Source organism: Pseudacidovorax sp. RU35E, assembly GCF_900156165.1.
Taxonomy (GTDB): domain Bacteria; phylum Pseudomonadota; class Gammaproteobacteria; order Burkholderiales; family Burkholderiaceae_C; genus Xenophilus.
Genome location: NZ_FTMY01000002.1, coordinates 263883 through 284039 on the forward strand (window position 1 = coordinate 263883; position 20157 = coordinate 284039).

Annotated in this window: 23 protein-coding genes and 1 other RNA gene; 17 read left to right on the plus strand and 7 right to left on the minus strand. The window is 69.5% G+C overall.

Features of this window, described 5'->3' with window-relative positions; genetic code table 11:
* Positions 1-16: 16 nt before the first annotated feature.
* The 5 genes from BXA03_RS04090 to flhD all read right to left on the minus strand — a co-directional run bounded on the left by BXA03_RS04090 (position 17) and on the right by flhD (position 4281).
* Positions 17-1183, minus strand: coding sequence for an EscU/YscU/HrcU family type III secretion system export apparatus switch protein (locus tag BXA03_RS04090; protein ID WP_076504123.1), 1167 nt, complete (start codon positions 1181-1183; stop codon positions 17-19).
* A gap of 131 nt (positions 1184-1314) precedes the next feature.
* A complete protein-coding gene (gene motB / locus BXA03_RS04095; RefSeq protein ID WP_076504126.1) occupies positions 1315-2355 on the minus strand; it encodes a flagellar motor protein MotB in 1041 nt (346 codons plus the stop codon).
* Between the two features lie 35 nt (positions 2356-2390).
* Positions 2391-3254: a flagellar motor stator protein MotA gene (gene motA, locus BXA03_RS04100; RefSeq protein ID WP_076504129.1), complete on the minus strand. Its 864-nt coding sequence runs from the start codon at positions 3252-3254 to the stop codon at positions 2391-2393.
* A 121-nt stretch (positions 3255-3375) separates the two neighbouring features.
* On the minus strand, positions 3376-3921 hold the full coding sequence (flhC, locus tag BXA03_RS04105) for a flagellar transcriptional regulator FlhC (RefSeq protein ID WP_076504836.1): 546 nt from the start codon (positions 3919-3921) through the stop codon (positions 3376-3378).
* A gap of 27 nt (positions 3922-3948) precedes the next feature.
* Positions 3949-4281 (minus strand): flagellar transcriptional regulator FlhD, encoded by a 333-nt coding sequence (gene flhD, locus BXA03_RS04110; protein WP_076504132.1) that lies wholly within the window; start codon positions 4279-4281, stop codon positions 3949-3951.
* 553 nt (positions 4282-4834) lie between these two features.
* On the opposite strand from flhD, the gene BXA03_RS04115 reads away from it, so the two are divergent.
* The 4 genes from BXA03_RS04115 to BXA03_RS04130 all read left to right on the plus strand — a co-directional run bounded on the left by BXA03_RS04115 (position 4835) and on the right by BXA03_RS04130 (position 8084).
* Positions 4835-5680, plus strand: coding sequence for a flagellin domain-containing protein (locus BXA03_RS04115; RefSeq protein ID WP_076504135.1), 846 nt, complete (start codon positions 4835-4837; stop codon positions 5678-5680).
* Between the two features lie 103 nt (positions 5681-5783).
* Positions 5784-7232, plus strand: a complete 1449-nt coding sequence (gene fliD, locus BXA03_RS04120) for a flagellar filament capping protein FliD (RefSeq protein ID WP_076504138.1) — start codon at positions 5784-5786, stop codon at positions 7230-7232.
* 104 nt (positions 7233-7336) lie between these two features.
* A complete protein-coding gene (gene fliS / locus BXA03_RS04125; RefSeq protein ID WP_076504141.1) occupies positions 7337-7753 on the plus strand; it encodes a flagellar export chaperone FliS in 417 nt (138 codons plus the stop codon).
* A gap of 31 nt (positions 7754-7784) precedes the next feature.
* Positions 7785-8084, plus strand: coding sequence for a flagellar protein FliT (locus BXA03_RS04130; RefSeq protein WP_076504839.1), 300 nt, complete (start codon positions 7785-7787; stop codon positions 8082-8084).
* Between the two features lie 16 nt (positions 8085-8100).
* On the opposite strand, the gene fliE is transcribed toward BXA03_RS04130, so the two are convergent.
* Positions 8101-8418: a flagellar hook-basal body complex protein FliE gene (gene fliE, locus BXA03_RS04135; protein WP_076504143.1), complete on the minus strand. Its 318-nt coding sequence runs from the start codon at positions 8416-8418 to the stop codon at positions 8101-8103.
* 157 nt (positions 8419-8575) lie between these two features.
* Here fliE and fliF point away from each other — a divergent pair, with 157 nt between their 5' ends.
* The 13 genes from fliF (at position 8576) to fliR (ending at position 19991) form a co-directional block, all read left to right on the plus strand.
* Entirely contained in the window at positions 8576-10399 is a 1824-nt protein-coding gene (gene fliF, locus BXA03_RS04140) for a flagellar basal-body MS-ring/collar protein FliF (protein WP_076504146.1), read from the plus strand.
* Between the two features lie 6 nt (positions 10400-10405).
* Complete coding sequence (fliG, locus tag BXA03_RS04145) at positions 10406-11395, plus strand: flagellar motor switch protein FliG (RefSeq protein ID WP_076504149.1); 990 nt, start codon at positions 10406-10408, stop codon at positions 11393-11395.
* Positions 11396-11435: 40 nt separating this feature from the next.
* On the plus strand, positions 11436-12233 hold the full coding sequence (locus BXA03_RS04150; RefSeq protein WP_159444702.1) for a flagellar assembly protein FliH: 798 nt from the start codon (positions 11436-11438) through the stop codon (positions 12231-12233).
* A gap of 22 nt (positions 12234-12255) precedes the next feature.
* A complete protein-coding gene (gene fliI, locus BXA03_RS04155; RefSeq protein WP_234983602.1) occupies positions 12256-13629 on the plus strand; it encodes a flagellar protein export ATPase FliI in 1374 nt (457 codons plus the stop codon).
* A gap of 40 nt (positions 13630-13669) precedes the next feature.
* A complete protein-coding gene (locus BXA03_RS04160) occupies positions 13670-14137 on the plus strand; it encodes a flagellar export protein FliJ (protein ID WP_076504157.1) in 468 nt (155 codons plus the stop codon).
* Positions 14134-15774 carry a flagellar hook-length control protein FliK gene (locus tag BXA03_RS04165; RefSeq protein ID WP_076504160.1) on the plus strand — a complete coding sequence of 547 codons (1641 nt, stop codon included), beginning with the start codon at positions 14134-14136 and terminating at the stop codon, positions 15772-15774. The genes BXA03_RS04160 and BXA03_RS04165 overlap by 4 nt, the downstream gene beginning before the upstream one ends.
* Positions 15775-15887: 113 nt before the next feature.
* The gene (fliL, locus tag BXA03_RS04170; RefSeq protein ID WP_076504162.1) at positions 15888-16475 is read left to right on the plus strand and encodes a flagellar basal body-associated FliL family protein; all 588 of its coding nucleotides are present in this window, start codon (positions 15888-15890) and stop codon (positions 16473-16475) included.
* A 27-nt stretch (positions 16476-16502) separates the two neighbouring features.
* Positions 16503-17447 (plus strand): flagellar motor switch protein FliM, encoded by a 945-nt coding sequence (gene fliM / locus BXA03_RS04175; protein ID WP_076504165.1) that lies wholly within the window; start codon positions 16503-16505, stop codon positions 17445-17447.
* Positions 17437-17805 (plus strand): flagellar motor switch protein FliN, encoded by a 369-nt coding sequence (gene fliN / locus BXA03_RS04180; RefSeq protein WP_076504168.1) that lies wholly within the window; start codon positions 17437-17439, stop codon positions 17803-17805. Before fliM ends, fliN begins: the two co-directional genes overlap by 11 nt.
* Positions 17806-17841: 36 nt before the next feature.
* Complete coding sequence (locus BXA03_RS04185) at positions 17842-18135, plus strand: FliO/MopB family protein (protein ID WP_083715870.1); 294 nt, start codon at positions 17842-17844, stop codon at positions 18133-18135.
* The gene (fliP, locus tag BXA03_RS04190; protein ID WP_076504170.1) at positions 18128-18877 is read left to right on the plus strand and encodes a flagellar type III secretion system pore protein FliP; all 750 of its coding nucleotides are present in this window, start codon (positions 18128-18130) and stop codon (positions 18875-18877) included. Before BXA03_RS04185 ends, fliP begins: the two co-directional genes overlap by 8 nt.
* 24 nt (positions 18878-18901) lie before the next feature.
* Positions 18902-19171: a flagellar biosynthesis protein FliQ gene (gene fliQ / locus BXA03_RS04195; RefSeq protein WP_076504172.1), complete on the plus strand. Its 270-nt coding sequence runs from the start codon at positions 18902-18904 to the stop codon at positions 19169-19171.
* A gap of 49 nt (positions 19172-19220) precedes the next feature.
* Complete coding sequence (gene fliR / locus BXA03_RS04200; RefSeq protein ID WP_076504175.1) at positions 19221-19991, plus strand: flagellar biosynthetic protein FliR; 771 nt, start codon at positions 19221-19223, stop codon at positions 19989-19991.
* Positions 19992-20042: 51 nt separating this feature from the next.
* Here fliR and ffs read toward each other — a convergent pair.
* Positions 20043-20139, minus strand: an RNA gene (ffs, locus tag BXA03_RS04205) — signal recognition particle sRNA small type.
* Positions 20140-20157 lie beyond the last annotated feature (18 nt).

The window sequence follows — 20157 nt, forward strand, 5'->3', positions numbered from 1 at the left end:
ACACGCTGCACGGCGTTCATGCCTCATCCTCCAGGTCGGCCATGGCCTTGGGGTCGTTGAGCGGATCGAGCTCGGCCGGCACCGCCGGCTCGGGCACCGTCTGCGGCCAGGCGCCGCGGCCGGCGATGGCCGCCTTCAGGCGGTAGACATAGGCCAGGATCTGCGCCACGGCGGTGAAGAGCTGGCTCGGGATCGGTTGGTCGATCTCCGCATGCGCGTACAGCGCGCGGGCCAGCATCGGCGACTGGATGACCGGGATGTCATGCGACTTGGCGATGTCGCGGATCTTCATGGCCAACAGGTCCGAGCCCTTCGAGATCACGTGCGGTGCGGCCATGTCCGACTCGTCGTAGCGCAGGGCCACGGCGAAGTGGGTCGGGTTCATCACCACGAAATCGGCACGCGGCACGGCCGTGATGCTGGCGCGCTGCAGGATGGCGCGGGCCGCCTTGCGCTGCTGGCCCTTGACGTGCGGATTGCCGTCGCTTTCCTTGTGCTCCTGCTTCACTTCCTCGTGCGACATGCGCAGGCGGGAGCGGTGCAGCCAGCCCTGCAGCGGCACGTCTGCGATGGCCGTGGCCACCAGCACCAGCAGGGCCAGCGCCGTGCCCGTGACCAGCCAGTCGGCAAAGTAGGGCAGGGCGGCGGGCGCCGGCATCATCACCATGCGGGCCAGCGTGTCCATGGAGCCGCGCACGTAGACGAAGCCCACGCCGGCCAGGATGGCCGACAGCAGCACCAGCTTGAGCACCGTGCTCGCCTGCTGCTTGCTGAACAGGCGGCCGATGCCGGCGAAGGGGTCGAGGCGGGTGAGGTCGGGCGTGATGGCCTTGGCGCTGGCCACCCAGCCGCCGGTGGCCAGGGTGGCCGCGATGGAAGCCACCATCACCACCACCGCGAAGCCGACGCAGGCGGCGATGCCGAGCAGGCCCAGGTGCATCAGGCGCTCGCCCATGGCGCCGGGGCGCGTGGCCTCGGCAGCGTTGAAGTGCAGGGCCCCGGCCAGGGCGTCCCGCAGCGCACCGAAGGCGGTGGGCGCGAGCAGCAGCAGCGCCACGGCGCCGGTGCCCACCACGGCCAGGTGCGTCAGGTCGCGCGAGCGCGGAACCTGGCCGTCGCGACGGGCCTGGTCCAGGCGCCGCTGCGTGGCGGGAAGCTTCTTGTCCTGGCTGCTGGATGACATGGGCGCGAACGGCTTGGGGCGGTTCGGGCCATTGTCGGCAGGGGGTGCCGGCGCTAAAGGCCGATAAGGGCCGTTGCAGGCCGGCTATTCGCGCGTTGGTCGACGCCGCGCGAAGCGGCGGCGACCCGGCTTCAGGAACGGGTCGCGGCGGGCAGCGTGGCGCGCTCCGGCGCCTGCGCGGGCCGGGGGGCTGCCGGCGCTTCGGCGCCCGCTGCAGGCGCGGTCTCGGCGCCTGCGCCACCGTGGCGCTGCTGCAGCGCCTTGATGGCGTCGTCGGCTTCCATGCTCTTGCGACCGTCCATGCGGGCCTCGGCCTCGCGGGTCAGCACGGTGATGCTGATGCGGCGGTTGACGGCCGCGGTGCGCTCGCTCTTGTCGAGCGGGTCGCTGGCCGCCAGGCCCACCACGCGGATCAGCTTGTCCTCGGGCATCCCGGCTGCCACCAGTTCTCGGCGCGAGGCATTGGCGCGGTCGGCGGAGAGCTCCCAGTTGCTGTAGCCGCGTTCGCCGTTGCCGTACGGCGTGGCGTCGGTGTGGCCGGCCAGGCTGACCTTGTTGTCGATGCCCTTCAGCGAGCCGCCGATGGCGCCGAGGATGTCGCGCATGTAGGGCTTCACCAGCGCGCTGCCGGTGTCGAACATGGGGCGCTGCTGGGCATCGACGATCTGGATCTCCAGCCCGTCCGGCGTGGTCTCCAGCCGGATCTGCGAGCGGAACTCGCGCAGCTTCACGTCGCTGGTGATCAGCACCTCGATACGCCCGCGCAGCGCTTCGAGCTTGCGGGCATCCTCGCGCGCGGCCTGCGCACGCGCATCGACGGCGGCCGTGTGCGAGCGGGTCGGGTCCTTGCCCACCTCGGTGCTGCGGCGCATCTCGCCGGTGGTACGCGTCAGGTCGGTGCCGCCGCCGGTCACGATGCTCGAACTGCTGCCGGTGCCGGGGCCGCCCGCCATCTCCACCTTGAGCGGCGAGTTGAAGTAGTTGGCGATGCCCTGCAGGTCGCCCTTGGTGGTCGAGCCCAGCAGCCACATCAGCAGGAAGAAGGCCATCATGGCCGTCACGAAGTCGGCGTACGCGATCTTCCAAGCGCCCCCGTGGCTCGCATGCACCGTCTTCTTGACGCGCTTGACGATGATGGGCTGGAGCTTGCGTCCCGAGGAGCCGGTGGCCATGGTTGCGTCGGTGCTTCAGTGAATGGTCGGCGGCATCAGGCCGGCTTTTTCTTGACGTGGCTTTCCAGCTCGCTGAACGTGGGCCGCTCGGTGGAGAACAGCACCTTGCGGCCGAACTCGATGGCCGTGGTCGGGTTGTAGCCCTGCATGCTGGCCAGCAGCGTGGTCTTGATGCACTGCAGTTCCTTGCCGGCATCCTCGGCCTTCTGCTCGAGCAGGCCGGCCAGCGGCTCCACGACACCGTAGGCCAGCAGAATGCCCAGGAAGGTGCCCACCAGCGCAGAGCCGATCATGCCGCCCAGCACGGCCGGGGGCTGGCCCACCGAGCCCATGGTGTTGACCACGCCCAGCACGGCGGCCACGATGCCGAAGGCGGGCAGGCCGCCCGCCAGGCGCGTGAGTGCGGCCACCGGACCGTGGGCCTCGTGGTGGTGGGTCTCGATCTCGCTGTCCATCAGCGACTCGATCTCGTGGGCGTTGAGGTTGCCCGACACCATCATGCGCAGGTAGTCGGTGGTGAACTCCACCACGTGGTGGTCGTTGCCCACCTTCGGATAGGCCTGGAAGATGGGCGAGTCGCCCGGCGACTCGACATCCTTCTCGATGGACATCAGGCCGTCCTTGCGCGCTTTCTGCAGGATGTCGTAGAGCAGCGCCATCAGCTCCATGTAGCGCGCCTTGGTGTACTTGGAGCCCTTGAGCGCGGCGGGCAGGGCCTTCATCGTGGCCTTGAGCACCTTGGGCTGGTTGTTGACCACGAAGGCGCCGATGGCACCGCCACCGATCACCAGGATCTCATTGGGCAGGGCGTGCAGCACCACGCCGATGTTGCCGCCGTGCGCGATGAAGCCGCCGAAGATGCAGCCCAGGGCGACCAGGTAACCGAGGATGACGAACATGGTGAGGGTCGAAGATCAGGTGGCGCTATTGGGCCTGACAGCGGGCTGAACCGGTCCAAGAAAAAGGGCCCGATCACGGGCCCATATCGACAGTTAGGAGGCGGCGTGCCTGCGGTTCAATTCACTGCAGATGCACACCATTGGCCGCACCCGCCCCCTTGCCCGCCCGAGCCGGCGGCTCGCACAGACCGCACACGAAGTGGCGCGGGTTCTCGTAGGCATCGGCCACGAAGTGCCCGCCGCAGCGCGTGCAGGGCACCATCTTGAGCATGTTGTTCTTGATGAAGCGCACCAGGCGCCAGGCGCGCGTGATGGTCAACAGCGGCTCCAGGCCCTGTCCGCCCACCTGCTCGGTGTACAGACCGTAGGCCTTGATCATCACGTCCACGTTCTCCAGGTCCGTGCTGGAGCGGCTGAGGTAGGTGTGGATGTTCTGGAACAGCGAGGCGTGGATGTTGGGCTGCCAGGTGAGGAACCAGTCCGTGGAAAAGGGCAGTTGACCCTTGGACGGCGAGCGTCCGGCCACTTCCTTGTACAGGCGCAGCAGGCGCTCGTAGGACAGGTCGGTCTCGCTCTCGAGCACCTGCAGCCGGGCGCCCATCTCGATCAGGCTGACGGCCCGGTCGATCTGGCGCGACTCGTCGAGCACGCTCTTGGGGGTAGGCATCTTCTTGCTTTCCACGAAAGGTCAGGTTCAGAGACCCTGCTCCGCGATGCGGCTGGACATGACGATGTTGGCATGCAGCCGGGCCGTGGCCTCGTTGATGGTGCGGTGGCCGACGTTGTGGTTGGTCAGCAGGCCCCAGACCATGTCGTCGTCCGCGCGGAAGGTGCACAGCAGCATGTTGCCGGAGGCGATCTTCATCAGCTGGGCCGGCGACAGCGCCGCGATCAGATCGGCCGAATCGCCCGAGATGCCGAGGCGGTAGAGCGCCTGCGCGCGGTCCTCACGGATGAGGCTCTGGGCCAGCATCAGGTAGGTGAGGTTGGCTTCCTTGATCTCGGAAAGGATCTGGTCGCTGGTCATGGTCGTGCCCCAAAGAACTGTGTCTGTCGATGGAAGCAATTGTGAGATTCGTAACAAAAAACTTAATGCGATCTGGGCGGTACTTCGTGTCATCCAAGTGCAACTTTTTCGAGACTTTTGGTTACACGGAAAGTATTCATTCCGTCCCCTCGTCTCAACTTTGCGCCGCATCTAGTGCCTACGCCTTACGTTTTTCTGCCCGTCGATCAGCGTCTCCATCTTGTGACTCGCTGTCAAGCAGGGTGTCTGATTTTCACGTCGAGTCGCCGAAAGTTCTAAGGACGCTTGGTCCGGCCGTCCAACACGTTAGATCAGTAACTACACGTATCAAGTTCGATACACGTCGGCAGAACACGCCGGTCCAGGCCGCGGTGTCTGGCCGAGGGTCCGAATCTTTAGGGTCTGCACTGAAAAATAAAGTGCTCAAGTCAGGGCTCGGTAGACCCGAAATCCAGGCAACGGGCCACCCGGTCCGTCTGGCAGCCAGTGTCGGTACTGGCAGACATTGGCAACGTATGCCGGATTCACCGGCTTTGAACAAGGAGTAGTCACCATGGCCTCGATCATCAACACCAACATCGGCTCGCTCAACGCACAGCGCAACCTGTCGGCGAGCCAGAACTCGCTGGCGACCTCGATCCAGCGGCTGTCTTCCGGCCTGCGCGTCAACAGCGCCAAGGACGATGCCGCCGGCCTGGCCATCGCCTCCCGCATGGACGCCCAGGTCCGCGGCATGAACGTGGCGGCCCGCAACGCCAACGACGGCATCTCGCTGGCGCAGACGGCTGAAGGCGCGCTGGCCCAGATCGGCAACAACCTGCAGCGCATGCGCGAACTGGCCGTGCAGTCGGCCAACGACACCAACACGTCGACGGACCGCACGGCCCTGGACAACGAGTTCAAGCAGCTCGCTCAGGAAAACTCGCGGATCATCTCGAACACCAAGTTCAACGGCCAGGAACTGCTGACCGGCTCGGGCGGCTCCAGCGGCACCTTCACCTTCCAGGTGGGCGCCAACACGTCCTCGGACAACCAGATCAGCGTGGCGACGACCAACATCGCCAACTCGATGACCACGTCCACGCAGGGCAGCACCGCCACGCTGGGCACCACGTCGGCGACGGCCCTGACGGCGATGACCAGCATCGACTCCGCCATCGACGCCATCTCCAACGCCCGCTCCACCTTCGGTGCGGCCCAGAACCGTTTCGAGGCCACGATCACCAACCTGCAGACCGCCGCCGAGAACACCAGCGCCGCCAAGAGCCGGATCACCGACGCCGACTTCGCCGTCGAAACCGCCAACCTGTCGCGTGCGCAGATCCTGCAGCAGGCCGGCACCTCGATGGTGGCCCAGGCCAACCAAATGCCGCAGACCGTGCTGAAGCTGCTGGGCTGATCGCCGGCAGGCAAGGGGCGCACGGCCCCCGGGCAGTGCGTCTCCCATCGAGGCGGCTGGCGTTGTGACGCCCGCCGCCTTCAACCATTGAGGAGCGCCAACCATGGCCATCACCGGAACCGTCACGTCGAGCGGCACCAACATCGACATCGACACGATCGTCAGTAAGATGATGGCGATCGAGCAGACCTCGGTCACCAAGCTGCAGACGCAGGCGAGCGCGCTTCAGAGCCAGGTGTCGGCGGTGGGCACGGTCAAGTCGATGCTGTCCACGTTGTCGGATGCGGCCACGGCGCTCACCAAGCCCACGCTGTGGGCGACGAAGACGGCGTCCTCGTCCTCGGCGGCGGTCGGCGTCAAGGTGGCCGATTCCAGCCAGGCGATGGCCGGCAGCTTCCAGGTGTCGGTGTCCCAGCTGGCGAGATCGCAGTCGGTGTCGTCGTCAGCCGTGGCCGCGACGGACGGCTTTCAGGCCGGCACGCTGTCGATCCAGATCGGCACGTGGAGCGGCACCTCGGGCGGCGGCACGCCAAGCTTCGCCGCAGGCAGCGCAGCAGCCGTCGACGTGGCCATCAGCGCGGGCGACACGCTCGGCACGGTGGCTTCCAAGATCAATGCGGCCGGGGCCGGCGTCACGGCCAGCGTGGTCACCGACCTGAGCGGCCAGCGTCTGGTGATGCGTTCGGCCAGCACGGGCGAGGCCGCGGGCTTCCAGGTCAGCGCTAACGGTTCCGGCAGCGGCACCGCCCTGTCGGGACTCGCCTTCGACGCCCCTGGTTCCGGGGCGGGCATGGCGGCCAACAGCGTGCAGTGGGCCGCCAACTCCGTGGCGACGGTCGATGGGGTCACCGTCACGTCCGCCACCAACACCGTCACGGGCGCGCTGCCCGGGCTGTCGCTCACGCTGTCGCAGCTCAGCAGCGACCCCGTCACCGTCACCACCAGCACCGACACCAATGCGCTGACCTCGGCCATCCAGGGCTTCGTCAACGCCTACAACAACATCAACGGCCAGATCAATTCGCTGACCTCATACAACGCCGACACCAAGAAGGCCGGCCTGATGCAGGGCGACAGCATGGTGACCGGCCTGCAGACCATGATGCGGCGGCTTGTGGGCACGGCCAACACCAGCGGCACGTTCACCACGCTGTCCCAGTTGGGCATCTCGGTGAGCAAGAGCGCGGACGGCAGCCTGACGCTGGACAGCACCAAGCTCGGCGAGGTGCTGGCGAACCCGGATGCGGTCAAGACCTTCTTCATGGGCTCGGGCGATGGCACCACCAGCACCACGGACGGCTGGGCGTCCCGCTTCTCGGCGTTCACCAAGGGGGCGGTCGGCGACGACGGCACGCTGGACATCCGCACGCAGTCGCTGCAGAAGCAGCTCGACGGCAACACCGACGACCAGGCGAAGGCGACCGACCGCATGACGCTCACAGAATCGCGTCTGCGGGCGCAGTACTCGGCACTGGATGCCAAGCTCAGCACGCTGACTTCCCTGGACACCTACGTCAAGCAGCAGATCGCGCAATGGAACAAGTCGAGCTGACGGCGGGAAATACCGCCCGTCTTTGGGGTCCGCTGAGGTGTAACTGACTTGATTTCTCCCGCGGGCGGCCGATAAAGAAGGAAAGCATCGATTCAGGAGCCGCCATGTACACACCTCCCGCCGCCCGCGCCGCACGTGCCTACCAGCGCGTCGCGGTCGAATCCAGCATCGAAGGCGGTGCCAGCCCGCATCGCCTGGTGGAGATGCTCTACGAAGGGCTCGGCCAGTCGCTGCTGGCGGCCCAGGGCGCGCTGGCCCGCGGCGACATCGGGGTCAAGGGCGAGCAGATCGGCCGTGCCGTGCGGCTGCTGGAAGAGGGCCTGAAGCCCGGTCTGGATACCACCCGGGGCGGCGAACTGGCAGGTAGACTTCGCGCGCTGTACGACTACTGCATCGCACGTCTGACCACCGCCAACCTGCGCAACGATGCCGCCATCGTCGCCGAGGTGGCCGCGTTGATCAGCCCCGTGGCGCAGGCCTGGAGCGAAATTGGACCCCAGGCGCATGCAGTGGCCCCCTAATCGGCCTGAAGCCGCTATGCAGGAGCTCGCGATGTCTCATCGACTGCTGGACTACTACAAGGCGATCGAGGACGCGAGCATGCGCATGCTGGAGGCGGCCCGCCGCGAGGATTGGGACGAGGTGGTGCGCTGCGAAGGTGCCTGCGCCGTGCTGATCGAGCAGCTGCGCTTCCTGGGTCGCACCGAGCGGCTGGAGCGCCCCGACCGGGCCGAGAAGGCGAAGATCATGCAGCGCATCCTGCGCAACGACGCCGAGATCCGCGTGCTGGCCGAGCCCTGGCTGTCGGACGTCGCCCAGCTCTTCGACCCCCGGCTGCAGACGATGCACTGACGGGCCGGACAGGGCCTCAGACCTGCATGTTCATGATGTCCGTGTAGGCCTGCACCAGCCGGTTGCGCACCTGCATCGTGGCCTGGAAGCCCACTTGGGCCTTCTGCATGGCCACCATGGTCTGCTCGAGGCTGACCTGCGGGTTCTCCATCTGGACCTCGCGCTGCAGCCGCGACGACTCGTTCTGCGCATTGCTCACCTCGCGCAGGGCGCCCGACAGCGCCGACGAGAAGCCGCCGCCCGGCGCGGCCTCGACATTGGCCGCGGGGCGGGCGCTGCCGGCCGGCCGCAGGCCCGCAGCCGAGGGGGTGACGGTGTTCAGGCGCAGTTCCATGGTGCCGGGATGCTAAGCCCCCCCTCGGCACTTCATGGCGGGAATTGAGGCCGAATACGGGGCCTTATCCAAGGCTTCGCGGCGGCGGGCCTTCGAATAATCGGCGGCCATGCGGAGGCTGTCCCGGCTTCCGCCTTCCAACGCCGCCGTCCGCCCCATGTCCGCCGCTGCCGCCCAGCTTCCCGCCACCAGCCCCTTGCCCGGCACCGCCCTGGTGCCGGCCGGCCTGGCCAGCCGATTCGCAGCCCTGGACCGCAGTCAGCGCCTGAAGCTGGCGCTCGGCGCCGTGCTGCTGGCGGCCGTGGCCATCGCCGCCGTCGTGATGGGCCGCTCGTCCGACTGGCGGGTGCTGTTCTCCAACCTGAACGACAAGGACGGAGGCGCCATCGTCGCGCAGCTGGCGCAGATGAACGTGCCTTACAAGTACACCGAGGGCGGTGGCGCCATCATGGTGCCGGCCGAGAAGGTGCACGACGTGCGGCTGCGCCTGGCCTCCCAGGGCCTGCCCAAGGGCTCGGTCACCGGCTTCGAGCTGACCGACACCAACCGCTTCGGCATGACGCAGTTCCAGGAGAAGCTGAGCTTCCAGCGGGGCCTCGAGGGCGAGCTGACCCGCTCGATCCAGGCCCTGGCGGCCGTGCAGTCGGCCCGCGTGCACCTGGCGCTGCCCAACCAGAACGGCTTCTTCCGCGAGCAGCAGAAGCCCTCGGCCTCGGTGCTGCTGACGCTGCATCCCGGCCGTACGCTGGACCGCGCGCAGATCGCCGGCATCGTGCACCTGGTGGCCTCCAGCGTGCCCGAGCTGAGCCCGGCCGCCGTCAGCGTGGTGGACGACACCGGCAAGCTGCTGTCGAGCACGGGTGATGCCAATGCCAACGGCAGCGTCGACGCCCAGCAACTGGCCTACGTGCAGCAGCTCGAGCAGCTCTACACCCGCCGCATCCTGGACATGCTGGAGCCGGTGGTCGGCAAGCAGAACGTCAAGGCCCAGGTGACCGCCAACGTGGACTTCTCGCAGACCGAGGCCACGAGCGAGGAGCATCGGCCCAACCTGTCGCAGGACGCCAGCGCGGTGCGCAGCCAGCAGACCATCGAGACGGTGGGCGCGGCGCCGACGCAGCCCTCGGGCGTGCCCGGAGCAGCTTCCAACCAGCCGCAGCCGCCGGGTGCGCCGGCCGCGCCCATCAACGGCCAGGCTGCGCCGCTGGCGCCCAACGGTGCCCAGGCCCAGGCCCAGGCCCAGGCTCAGGCCGGCCAGCGCCCGCCCGGCAAGCGTGAGTCCATCACCAATTACGAGGTCGACAAGACCACCCGCACCGTGCGCGGCGCCGTGGGCACCGTCAAGCGCCTGTCGGCGGCCGTGGTCGTCAACTATCAGGGCGTGGCCGATGCGCAGGGCAAGGTGACGCCCACCGCGCTGCCCGCGGCCCAGCTGGAGCAGATGACGGCGCTGGTGCGCGAGTCCATCGGCTTCAGCAAGGAGCGTGGCGACTCGGTCAACCTGATGAACGCCGCCTTCATGGCCGACGGCGCCGTGGCGCCCGAGCTGCCGCTGTGGAAGCGGCCCGAGCTGTACGACCTGGCCCGCAGCCTGGCCTGGCCGGCAGCCCTGGCGGTGCTCGGCCTGGCCGTGCTCTTCGGCCTCGTGCGCCCGGCGCTGAAGGCCCTGGCACCGCCCAAGCCCGAGGCGGCCAAGGACAAGGAGCCCGAGGAGCCCTTGACGCTGGAAGGCGGTCCGGTTCCGGCCGCGCTGCCCGGCCCGGGCGGGGCCCTGAATGCCGTGATCGGCGACGACCCCGAGCGTCCGGCGCTCGATGCCCCGGGCGTCGAGGCGGGCCCCGAACCCATCGCATTGCCCCGCCCCGAGTTGTTGCTGGAGCAGGCCCAGCTCGAAGGCGCCCGCGTCATGGCGCGCCAGAACCCCGCGGCGGTCGCCAACATCGTTCGCGGCTGGATCAACCCCGAGACTGAGAAGGCCTGAGCCCCCATGGACGAACAAGGACTCGAAGACGCCGCCGTGCTGCTCATGTCGCTGGGCGAGCAGGAGGCTGGCGAAGTGCTGCGCCACCTGTCGCCGCGCGAGGTGCAGAAGATCGGCGAGACCATCGCGCGCACGCATGTGGTGTCGCGCGATCGGCTCGGTGCCGTGGCCGAGCGCTTCATCGCCGCCACCTCGGGCCAGGGGCTGTATGCCGCCGACACGCACCAGTACGTGCGCACGGTGCTGCAGCATGCACTGGGCGAGGAGAAGGCCGGCATCCTGGCCGACCGCATCCTGCAGACCAGCGACCTGACCGGCATCGAGAACCTCAAATGGATGGACGCCGTGGCCGTGGCCGAAGTGCTGCGCAACGAGCATCCGCAGATCGTGGCCGCCATCCTGGCCCACCTGGAGCCCGACCAGGCCGCCGCCATCCTGGTGCAGTTTGACGAGAACATGCGCGGCGACGTGCTGCTGCGCGTGGCCAAGCTGGAAGGCATCCACCCCGCCGCGCTGGAAGACCTGAACGACGTCATGTTCCGCGTGCTGGCCGGCGGCGGCAAGGTGCGCAAGCCCTCGCCCGGAGGGACCAAGACGGCGGCGGGGATGATCAACCTGCTGGGTGCCGGCAACGACACCTCCGCCCTGGACGCGATCCGCATCCAGGACCCGGACCTGGCGCAGGAGATCGCCGATCTGATGTTCGTCTTCGACGACGTGCTCAAGCTCGACGACCGCTCGGTGCAGCTGCTGCTCAAGGAAGTGGCCACCGAGACGCTCATCGTCGCGCTCAAGGGCGCGGCCGATCCGCTGCGCGAGAAGTTCCTCAAGAACATGTCCTCGCGCGCGGCCGAAGCCTTGCGCGAGGACCTGGAAGCCCGCGGCCCGATGCGCGTGTCCGAGGTGGAGGCGCAGCAGAAGGAAATCCTCAAGACACTGCGTCGCCTGGCCGAGGAAGGCCAGGTGGTGCTGGGCGGCGGCGCGGGCATGGTGTGAAGCCGGCAGTCCCGTCATGTCCCTGGCCTTCCTTCCAGCGATGAGCCGTTCCCGACTGATCAGCGCCGAGCGCCTGGCCGTGCTGGCCGGCGGCTCGGCTGCGCCCTGGGCCTTCGAGCGCATGGATGCGCCGCCGCCTGTGATCGCCCAGGAGGAGGGCCCGCCGCCCGAGCCCCCCATCGACATCGAGGCCCTGCTGGCCGAGGCGCGCGCCCAGGCCTATGCCGAAGGCCACGCGGCCGGCGCTGCCGAAGCCCGCGAACAGGCCGACGAGGCCATGCGCACCCTGACCGAGGGTCAGCTGCACGAGCAGGCCGAGCACTTCGCAGCCATGCTCGATGCCGCCCGCGAGGGGCTGGATGCAGCCCAGCAGGACATCGCCCGAGGCACGCTGGACATCGCCTGCGCACTGGCCCGCCAGGTGCTGCGCCAGGAACTGGCCACCCGGCCCGAACTGCTGGAGCCCGTGGTACGCGAGGCCATCGACCTGCTGGTGGCCGACGGCCGCAGCGTGCGCGTGGTGCTGTCGCACGACGACCATGCATGGCTGGCGGGTGCGCTGGAGCAGGAATTCGCCAGCCGCGGCCTGACCGTGGTGGCCGAGGGTGCCATGCTGCCGGGCGATTGCCGCCTGGAATCGGCCGGTGCGGTCGTCGACGGCGGCATCGCCCCACGCTGGGCCCGCGCCGTGGCCAGCCTGGGGCTGACCGTGCCGTGGCAGCCCGAGGCGGACGAGGTGGGCACTGCGGACGAGGTGGGCAATGCGCCCAGCGCAGTCGCACCGGCCGACGCGCCGCCGACGCCCGACCAACAGGAGCCGGACGGTGATGCCCCCTGAGCGCGCCATCTGGCAACGTTTCATGGACGACGCGCGCCGCCGCGTGGAGCAGGCGCCCGGGCTGGAGGTGCGGGGCACGCTCACGCGCGTGGCCGGCCTCGTGCTCGAGGCGCGCGGTGTGCGCGAACCCATCGGCGCCCAGTGCCAGGTGGTCATGCCCGGCAGTGCGCCGGTGCTGGCCGAGGTGGTGGGCTTCTCGGGCGAGCTCGCCTACCTGATGCCCGCCGGCGACGTGCATGGCCTGTCGGCCGGTGCCAGCGTGGTGCCGGCCGCCCCGTACGTGCCGGTGCCGCGCCTGGGCGAACCCGAGCGCGACGTGCGGGCCCGCAGCGGCATGCTGCGCCTGCCGCAGGGCAGCGGGCTGCTGGGCCGGGTGGTCGATCCGCAAGGGATTCCGCTCGATGGCCAGGGCCCGTTGCAGGACGTGTCGGCCGAGCCGATGGACCGCCGCCCCATCAACGCCATGGACCGCGATCCGGTCCGCCTGCCGCTCGATACCGGCGTGCGGGCCATCAACGCATTGCTCACCGTCGGCCGCGGCCAGCGCATCGGGCTGTTCGCCGGCTCTGGCGTGGGCAAGAGCGTGCTGCTGGGCATGATGGCGCGCTACACCGCGGCCGACGTGATCGTCGTCGGGCTCATCGGCGAGCGCGGCCGCGAGGTCAAGGAATTCATCGAGGACATCCTGGGCGAGGAAGGCCGGGCCCGTTCGGTGGTGGTGGCCGCCCCGGCGGATGCGCCGCCGCTGCTGCGCATGCAGGGCGCCGCCTATGCCACGGCGGTGGCCGAACATTTCCGCGACCGGGGCCAGCATGTGCTGCTGCTCATGGATTCGCTCACCCGCTATGCCATGGCCCAGCGCGAGATCGCCCTGGCCATCGGCGAGCCGCCGGCGACCAAGGGCTATCCGCCCTCGTGCTTCGCGCGCCTGCCGCAGCTGGTGGAGCGCAGCGGCAACGGCCTCAACGGCGTGGGCTCGATCACCGCCTTCTACACCGTGCTGTCCGAAGGCGACGACCAGCAGGACCCGATCGCCGACGCCGCCCGCGCCATCCTGGACGGCCACATCGTGCTCTCGCGCGCCCTGGCCGAAGAGGCGCATTACCCGGCCATCGACATCGAGCAGTCGGCCTCGCGGGTGATGCACAACGTCGCCACGCCGGAGCACCTGGAAGCCGCGCGCCGCTTCCGCACGCTCTACGGCCGCTTTCGGGGCAGCCGTGACCTGGTGCGCGTGGGCGCCTACGCGGCCGGCAGCGATGCGGTGCTGGACGAGGCGATCCGCCTGCAGCCGGTGATGACCGCCTTCCTGCAGCAGAACATGCGTGAGGGCGCACCCATGGACGAAAGCGTGGCCGGCCTGCAGTACATCGCCGACGCGGTACAGGCGGCCTGAGCGCGCCGGCGAAACCAGAACACCATTGAAGGAGGAACCGATGTCCGCACCCAAGATCGACGCGCTGGCCATGGCCGAGCAGATGGCCCGGGCACGGCGCGACGCCGTCGCCCAGCAACTCGCCGTCGCCCGCCAGGGCTGGGTGTCGGCGCAGTTGCAGCGCGACCAGCTCGAAGGCTATGCGCAGGAGACCACCGCCCGCTGGGGCGCCTCCGAGGCGCGGCATGCGCCGGAGATCATGCGGCATCACTACCAGTTCATGGACCGGCTCCATCACACCATCCAGATGCAGGCGGGCATCCTGGAGCAGCATGCGCAGACGGTGTCGCGCATCGCCGGCCGGCTGCAGGAGGCCGAGCAGAAGCTCGAAGCCCTGCGCCAGGTGATCGCCAGCCGCGACGCCAAGGCCCGCCAGGCTGAACAGCGCCGCGAGCAGAAGGCCGCGGACGAACTGGCCGCCCAGGTGCATCGCCGCCAGCAGGGTCGCGCGGCGTGGGAGGGCCGGTGACCGCCGTCGCCGCTGCGGGGCCGCTGGGCTTGCTGCCCGCGGGCGTTGGCGCCGCGGCGGACGGGGCCGCCACGTCGGCGGCCAGCGGTTCCGCACCGGCGTTCGCTTCGGTGTTGCGCGAGGCGGAGGCCGCCCCGGCCGGTCATGAGGCATCGGGACGGGCCGATCCGCACCCGGACGCGCCGCCCAAGGCCGAGTTGCCCGAGCAGGCGGCCGTGCCGGCGCCCGTTGCGGACTCGCGCCGCGATGCGACGAGCCAGGCCGGGAGCGCGGGCGCGAAGGATGGCGCCGGCAAGCCGCCCAAGTCGCCTGCCAGCGCGAGCGATGCGGCCCAGGCGGAGGCGCCAGCCGAGGGCGCATCGGACGCGGCGCGCGCCGAACGGGAAAGCCGTGGCAAGGCGGCCGTGGATGTGCCGCAACCGGCCGACACCAATGACGCCACGCCACCCGATCTGGCCCTGATGCTGTCGCAACTCATGCAGAAGGCCGAGGGCTCCGGCACCACGCCTGCCGAGGCCGGGGGCGCGGGCGCCCCGGGTATCGAGGCTGTGGGCGCGCGCAGGCCAGCCGCGCCGGGCACCGAGGTGCGAGGGCGTTCCGGGGCGGTCGTCGCGGCCGCCTCTGATGCGCCAGCGGCGACGGTGCCGGTTGCCGATCCGGTCCTCGCCAACCTGGATGCCCGACCCGCGGTCGCGCCCGCTGTGGCGCCCGCGCTGCCCGGCGGGCGGCCGGCCACGCTGCCGGTCGTGCAGACGCCGGCGGAAGCGGCAAACGCCTCTGGCACGGCGACATGGCAGACCCGCATGCTGGGCCAGGCCTTGGGCGATCACCGGCCGGTGCCGGAGGTGGTGCGCGCGCCGCATCCCGCCGCCACGCCCACCCCGGCGCCGACGACGCCGTCGCTGGCCGCACAGGAAGCGCAGGCGCCGTCCCAGGCAGCGGCCCTGCATGCCCCGACCCAGGTCGTCCATCCGGCAGCCGACGCTGCAACCGCCCAGCCCGTGCCCACCGCCGCTACGCTGTCGCCCGACTTCGCGTCGGCCTGGCAGCGCGTCGAGCAGCCCGATGACGACGGGCCGTCTGCCGGTTCCGGCGCGGCGATTCCAGGCGGCTGGCAGGCGCCGGGTGCTCCCGATCTGGGCGCGACGCTGCCCGTGCTGTCGCCGTCGGCGATGGCAGAGGCAGGCTCGGCCTTCCGGGACGCCTCCGAAGCGCTGCTCGACCAGGTCAGCTGGTGGGCGGCCCAGCAGACGCAGGGCGCCCAGCTCACGGTCGCCGGCCCGGGTGATGCGCCGGTCTCCGTGCAACTGCGGCTGCAGGGCCAGGAGGCGCAGGTGCTCTTCCAGAGCGACGACCGGCAGGCGCGTCAGCTGATCCACCAGTCACTGCCGCAGCTCGAACAGATGTTGGCGGGGCAGGGCCTGAGCCTGGGCTCGGCCAGCGTGGGCACAGGGCCGGGGCAGGGCGGCGGACAAGGTCTGGGCGCGCAGGCCCAGGCGCAAGGGCAGGGGCAAGGCTCATCCGGCCAGGGCGCCGAACGCGGTGACGCGAGGGCCGCAGCGCCGCCCGCCACCCGTGTTGCGGCGGCTGGGCGACCGGGTGCGTCGGGGCGCGGCGCGCTGGACCTGTTCGTGTAATCCTGGAAGAAGCCGGTTTTCCTGCCTTTGTTCGACGGCTCGGGCCGGGCGGCTGCGCCGAATAATTCCCCCAAGGTCCGGTACCGGGCCTTTCAACCCGAGGGGAATGATCCGTGTCCGCCACTGCCGCAGCCGAAGGGGCCGCCAAGCCCAAGAGCAACCTCATCAAGATCATCGTGATCGTCGTGGCCGTGCTCGTGCTCGTGGGCGGCGCCGCGGGCGGGACGTGGTTCTTCATGAAGGGCGGCAGCCACGCCAAGGCCAAGGAAAGCCATTCCGAGGCTTCGGCGGGCGACGAAGAGGACGACGAAGCGCCCTCGTCGGCCAAGAAGCCCGCGCCGATCTACATGGCGCTGGAGAACATGGTGGTCAACCTGGCCGATCCCGGCGGTGACCGCTTCGCCCAGATCGGCGTCACGCTGGAGCTGGGCGACGACAAGGTGGGCGATCAGATCAAGCAGCGGCTTCCGGCGGTGCGCAGCAGCATCCTGATGCTGGTGTCGCAGCGCACGGCCGAAGAGCTGCTCAAGCGTGATGGCAAGGAAAAGCTGGCCCAGGACATCGTGGTCGAGGTCTCTCGTGTGGTCGGCCTGCGCGCGCCGCGTCCGGTCCGCGCCGAAGAAGGCGACAAGCGCCCGCTGATGCCGCGCTACAGCGGGCCCATCCGTGCCGTGCTGTTCGCCGCTTTCATCGTTCAATGACGACCGGCCGTGCCCGGAGGTGAAGCGATGACCGAGGACACCCAGACCGACACCGTCGCGCAGGCCGCGACGGCGCCCGGCGTGCTGGAGCTGCTGCCCAGCGACCGGCGCGTGCGCCAGCCGCTGCCGATGCTGGACGTGGTCAATGAACGCTTCGTGCGTCACCTGGGCCAGGGCCTGTTCCAGCTGTCGCGCCGCAGCGCGCAGCTGAGCACCACGGGCGTGCAGGTGCGCCGTTGGGAAGAGGTCATGGCCGACTACACGGGCGAGATGGCCATGCCCGCGTGCTTCGGCGTCTATGGCCTGCAGCCGCTGCGCGGCAGTGCGCTGGTGGCCTGCGACAGCGGCTTCGTCTCGGCGCTGGTCGATGCGCTCTACGGCGGTGGCGGCACCGTCCACACGCCGATCGACCGCGACTTTTCGCCTACCGAGCAGCGGGTGATCCAGCGCCTGATGGTGCTGCTGGGCCAGGAATACGCCCGCGCCTGGAAGGACGTCTATCCGCTGGTGCCGAGCTATGTCCGCCACGAGCGCCTGCCGCAATTCACCGGCGTCGCGACGCCGCAGGACGCGCTGGTGGTGACAACGCTGTCCATCACGCTCGGAACCTACGAGGGCGAGCTGCGCCTGTGCCTGCCCTACGCCGCGCTCGAACCCATCCGCGATGTGCTCTACGGGCCGCAGCAGGCCACCGCCCTGGCGGAGGACCGCCGCTGGGTCGGCCAGCTGGCGCGCGAGATCCAGGCTGCCGAGGTCACGCTGGTGGCCGAGCTGGCCCAGGCCGAACTCAGCGTGGCCGACCTGCTCGCCATGAAGCCCGGCGATTTCATCCAGCTGGACCGCCAGCCGATGGTGCTCGCCACCATCGAAGGCGCCCCCGTCTTCGCCTGCCGCTACGGCACGCACAACGACCGCTATGCGCTGCGCATCGAGCAGCACCTCGGCAGCCAAGGAGCTTTCCATGAGCAATGACACCTCTTCCTCTTCCGCCGCCTGGGCCGAGCCGCTGGAGCCGGGCGAGCCCGGCGCGGCCACGGCCGCCACGCCCGATGCGGCAGCCATGGCGCAGGACATCCAGCGTGTGCTGGACATCCCGGTGCAGCTGTCGGTCGAGCTGGGCCGCAAGAAGGTGCCGATCAAGCAGGTGCTGCAGATGGGGCAGGGCACCATCGTCGAGCTGGACACGCTGGCCGGCGAGCCCATGGATGTGCTGGTCAACGGCTATCTGGTCGCGCAGGGTGAGGTGGTGGTGGTCAACAACCGCTTCGGCATCCGCCTGACCGATGTCGTGACCCCTTCCGAGCGGCTGCGGCGCGTGCACCGCGCCTGAGCGCCTTGTGTTCGATTCGATCCGGATGCTTGCCGCGTGACGCAGAGCCTTCTCACCATCGTCCTGTTCATTGCGCTGATTGCGTCGCTGCCCTTCGTGCTGCGCCGCATCCGCGCCCGCCAGCTGCTCGCGCCGGGCGCGGCCGATGCCGCCTCGCGCGTGGTCTCTGCCGTGGCCGTCGGGCCGCAGCAGCGGGTGGTGACGGTGGAGGTGGGACCGGCCCACGCACGGACCTGGCTGGTGCTCGGTGTGACGGCGCAGGCCGTGAACTGTCTGCACACGCTGCCGGCCGCCGGTTCCGTCGCGGTGCAGGAGCCGGTCGATGCGTAAGTGGCACGCGGGTCTGGCCCTCGGCCTGGCCTTCACGGTGCCCGTGCTGGCGCAGCAGGCACCCGCGGCCGGCCAGCTGCCGCTGCTGATCGGGCAGGGCGCCGGCGGCACCAGCTATTCGGTGCCCATCCAGACGCTGCTCTTTTTCACCGCGCTGAGCTTTCTGCCGGCCGTGGTCCTGATGATGACGGGCTTCACCCGCATCGTGATCGTGCTGTCGCTGCTGCGGCAGGCCATGGGCACGCAGGCCGCGCCGCCCAACCAGGTGGTGATCGGGCTGTCGCTCTTCCTCACGCTCTTCGTCATGGGCCCGACGCTGGACAAGGTCTACGCCGAGGCCTACGAGCCCTACAGCCGCAATGCCATCGCCTTCGACGAGGCGCTGTCGCGCGCCGAGCAGCCGATGCGCCAGTTCATGCTCAAGCAGACGCGCCAATCGGACTTCGCCCTGTTCGCGCGGCTGGCCAAGCTGCCCTCCGAGACCACGGCCGAGACGGCGCCCATGCGCGTGCTGATCCCGGCCTTCGCCACCAGCGAGCTGAAGTCGGCCTTCCAGATCGGCTTCATGATCTTCATTCCTTTCCTGGTGATCGACATCGTGGTGTCCAGCGTGCTGATGTCGCTGGGCATGATGATGCTGTCGCCGGTGCTGGTGGCCTTGCCCTTCAAGCTCATGCTCTTCGTGCTGGCCGATGGCTGGAACCTGCTCCTGGGTTCGCTCGCCGCCAGCTTCATCACCTGACCGATCTCTGCAAGGACCTTTTCCATGAACGCCCAGATGGTGCTGACCACCGGCCAGGACGCGCTGATGCTGATGCTGATGGTCTCCGCCCCCATGCTGCTGGCGGTGCTGGCCGTCGGACTGGTGGTCAGCATCTTCCAGGCCGTCACGCAGATCAACGAGGCCACGCTGGCCTTCGTCCCCAAGCTGGTCGCCGCCGTGGCGGTGCTCGCCATCGCCGGGCCCTGGATGCTGACGATGCTCGTGGACTATCTGCGCCGCATCATCGAGTCGCTGCCCAGCGTCGTCGCTTGATCCTTCGCTCTTCTTCGAAAGGGCGGCCGGCCCTGCGAGGCGGCGTGACATGCTGACCTTCACCGACGCCCAGCTCACGGCCTGGATCACCCCGATCCTCTGGCCCTTCCTGCGCGTGCTGGGACTGTTCACCACGGCGCCCGTGTTCTCCTCGCGCGCGCTGCCGGTGCGCGCCCGCATCGGCCTGGCCTTCGTCATCGCGCTGTGCGCGCAGGGCGTGCTGCCGCCGGCGCCGGCCATCGGTGTGGACAGCCCGCTGGCGCTGGCCGCGCTGGTGCAGCAGGCCGGCATCGGCATGGCCATCGGCTTCGCGGCGCGGCTGATCCTGGCGGCGGTCGAGCTGGCCGGGGAACTCGCGGGCCTGCAGATGGGCCTGAACTACGCGAGCTTCTTCGACCCCATCAACAACACCCAGGCCAGCGCCGTCTCGCGCTTCTTCGGCACGCTCGCCACCTTGCTGTTCGTGGTGATCAACGGCCACCTGGCAGTGCTGATGGCGGTCATCAAGAGCTTCGAGGTCTTCCCCATCGGCGGCGGGCTCATGGATGCGCTGATGCGGGTGCGCGTGCACGAGCTGGGCGCCGAGCTCTTCGCCAGCGCCTTGTGGATCGCGCTGCCCATGATCGGGCTGCTGCTGTTCGTGAACCTGGTGCTTGGCATCATCTCGCGCGTCGCGCCGCAGATGAACATCTACGCGATCGGCTTCCCCGTCACGCTCACGGCCGGCATGGCCGCCATGGCGTGGGTGCTGCCGATGCTGGAGTCGCCCCTTCTCGCGCTGATCGACCGGATGCTGGCGGGGTTCGTCGGGGGGCGGTGAGGCCGCCGCGGTCATGGCCGCGCAACGACGAAAGAAGGGGAGAAAGAAGAAGGTGACGAGCCTTACCCCCGGCACTGGCTACGCAGTTAGGGCTGCTTGGTTCCCCACCTGACCCGGTTGGCCGCTTGACCATGCGGGGAGGCCCGTCGAGATCGATCATAACCCA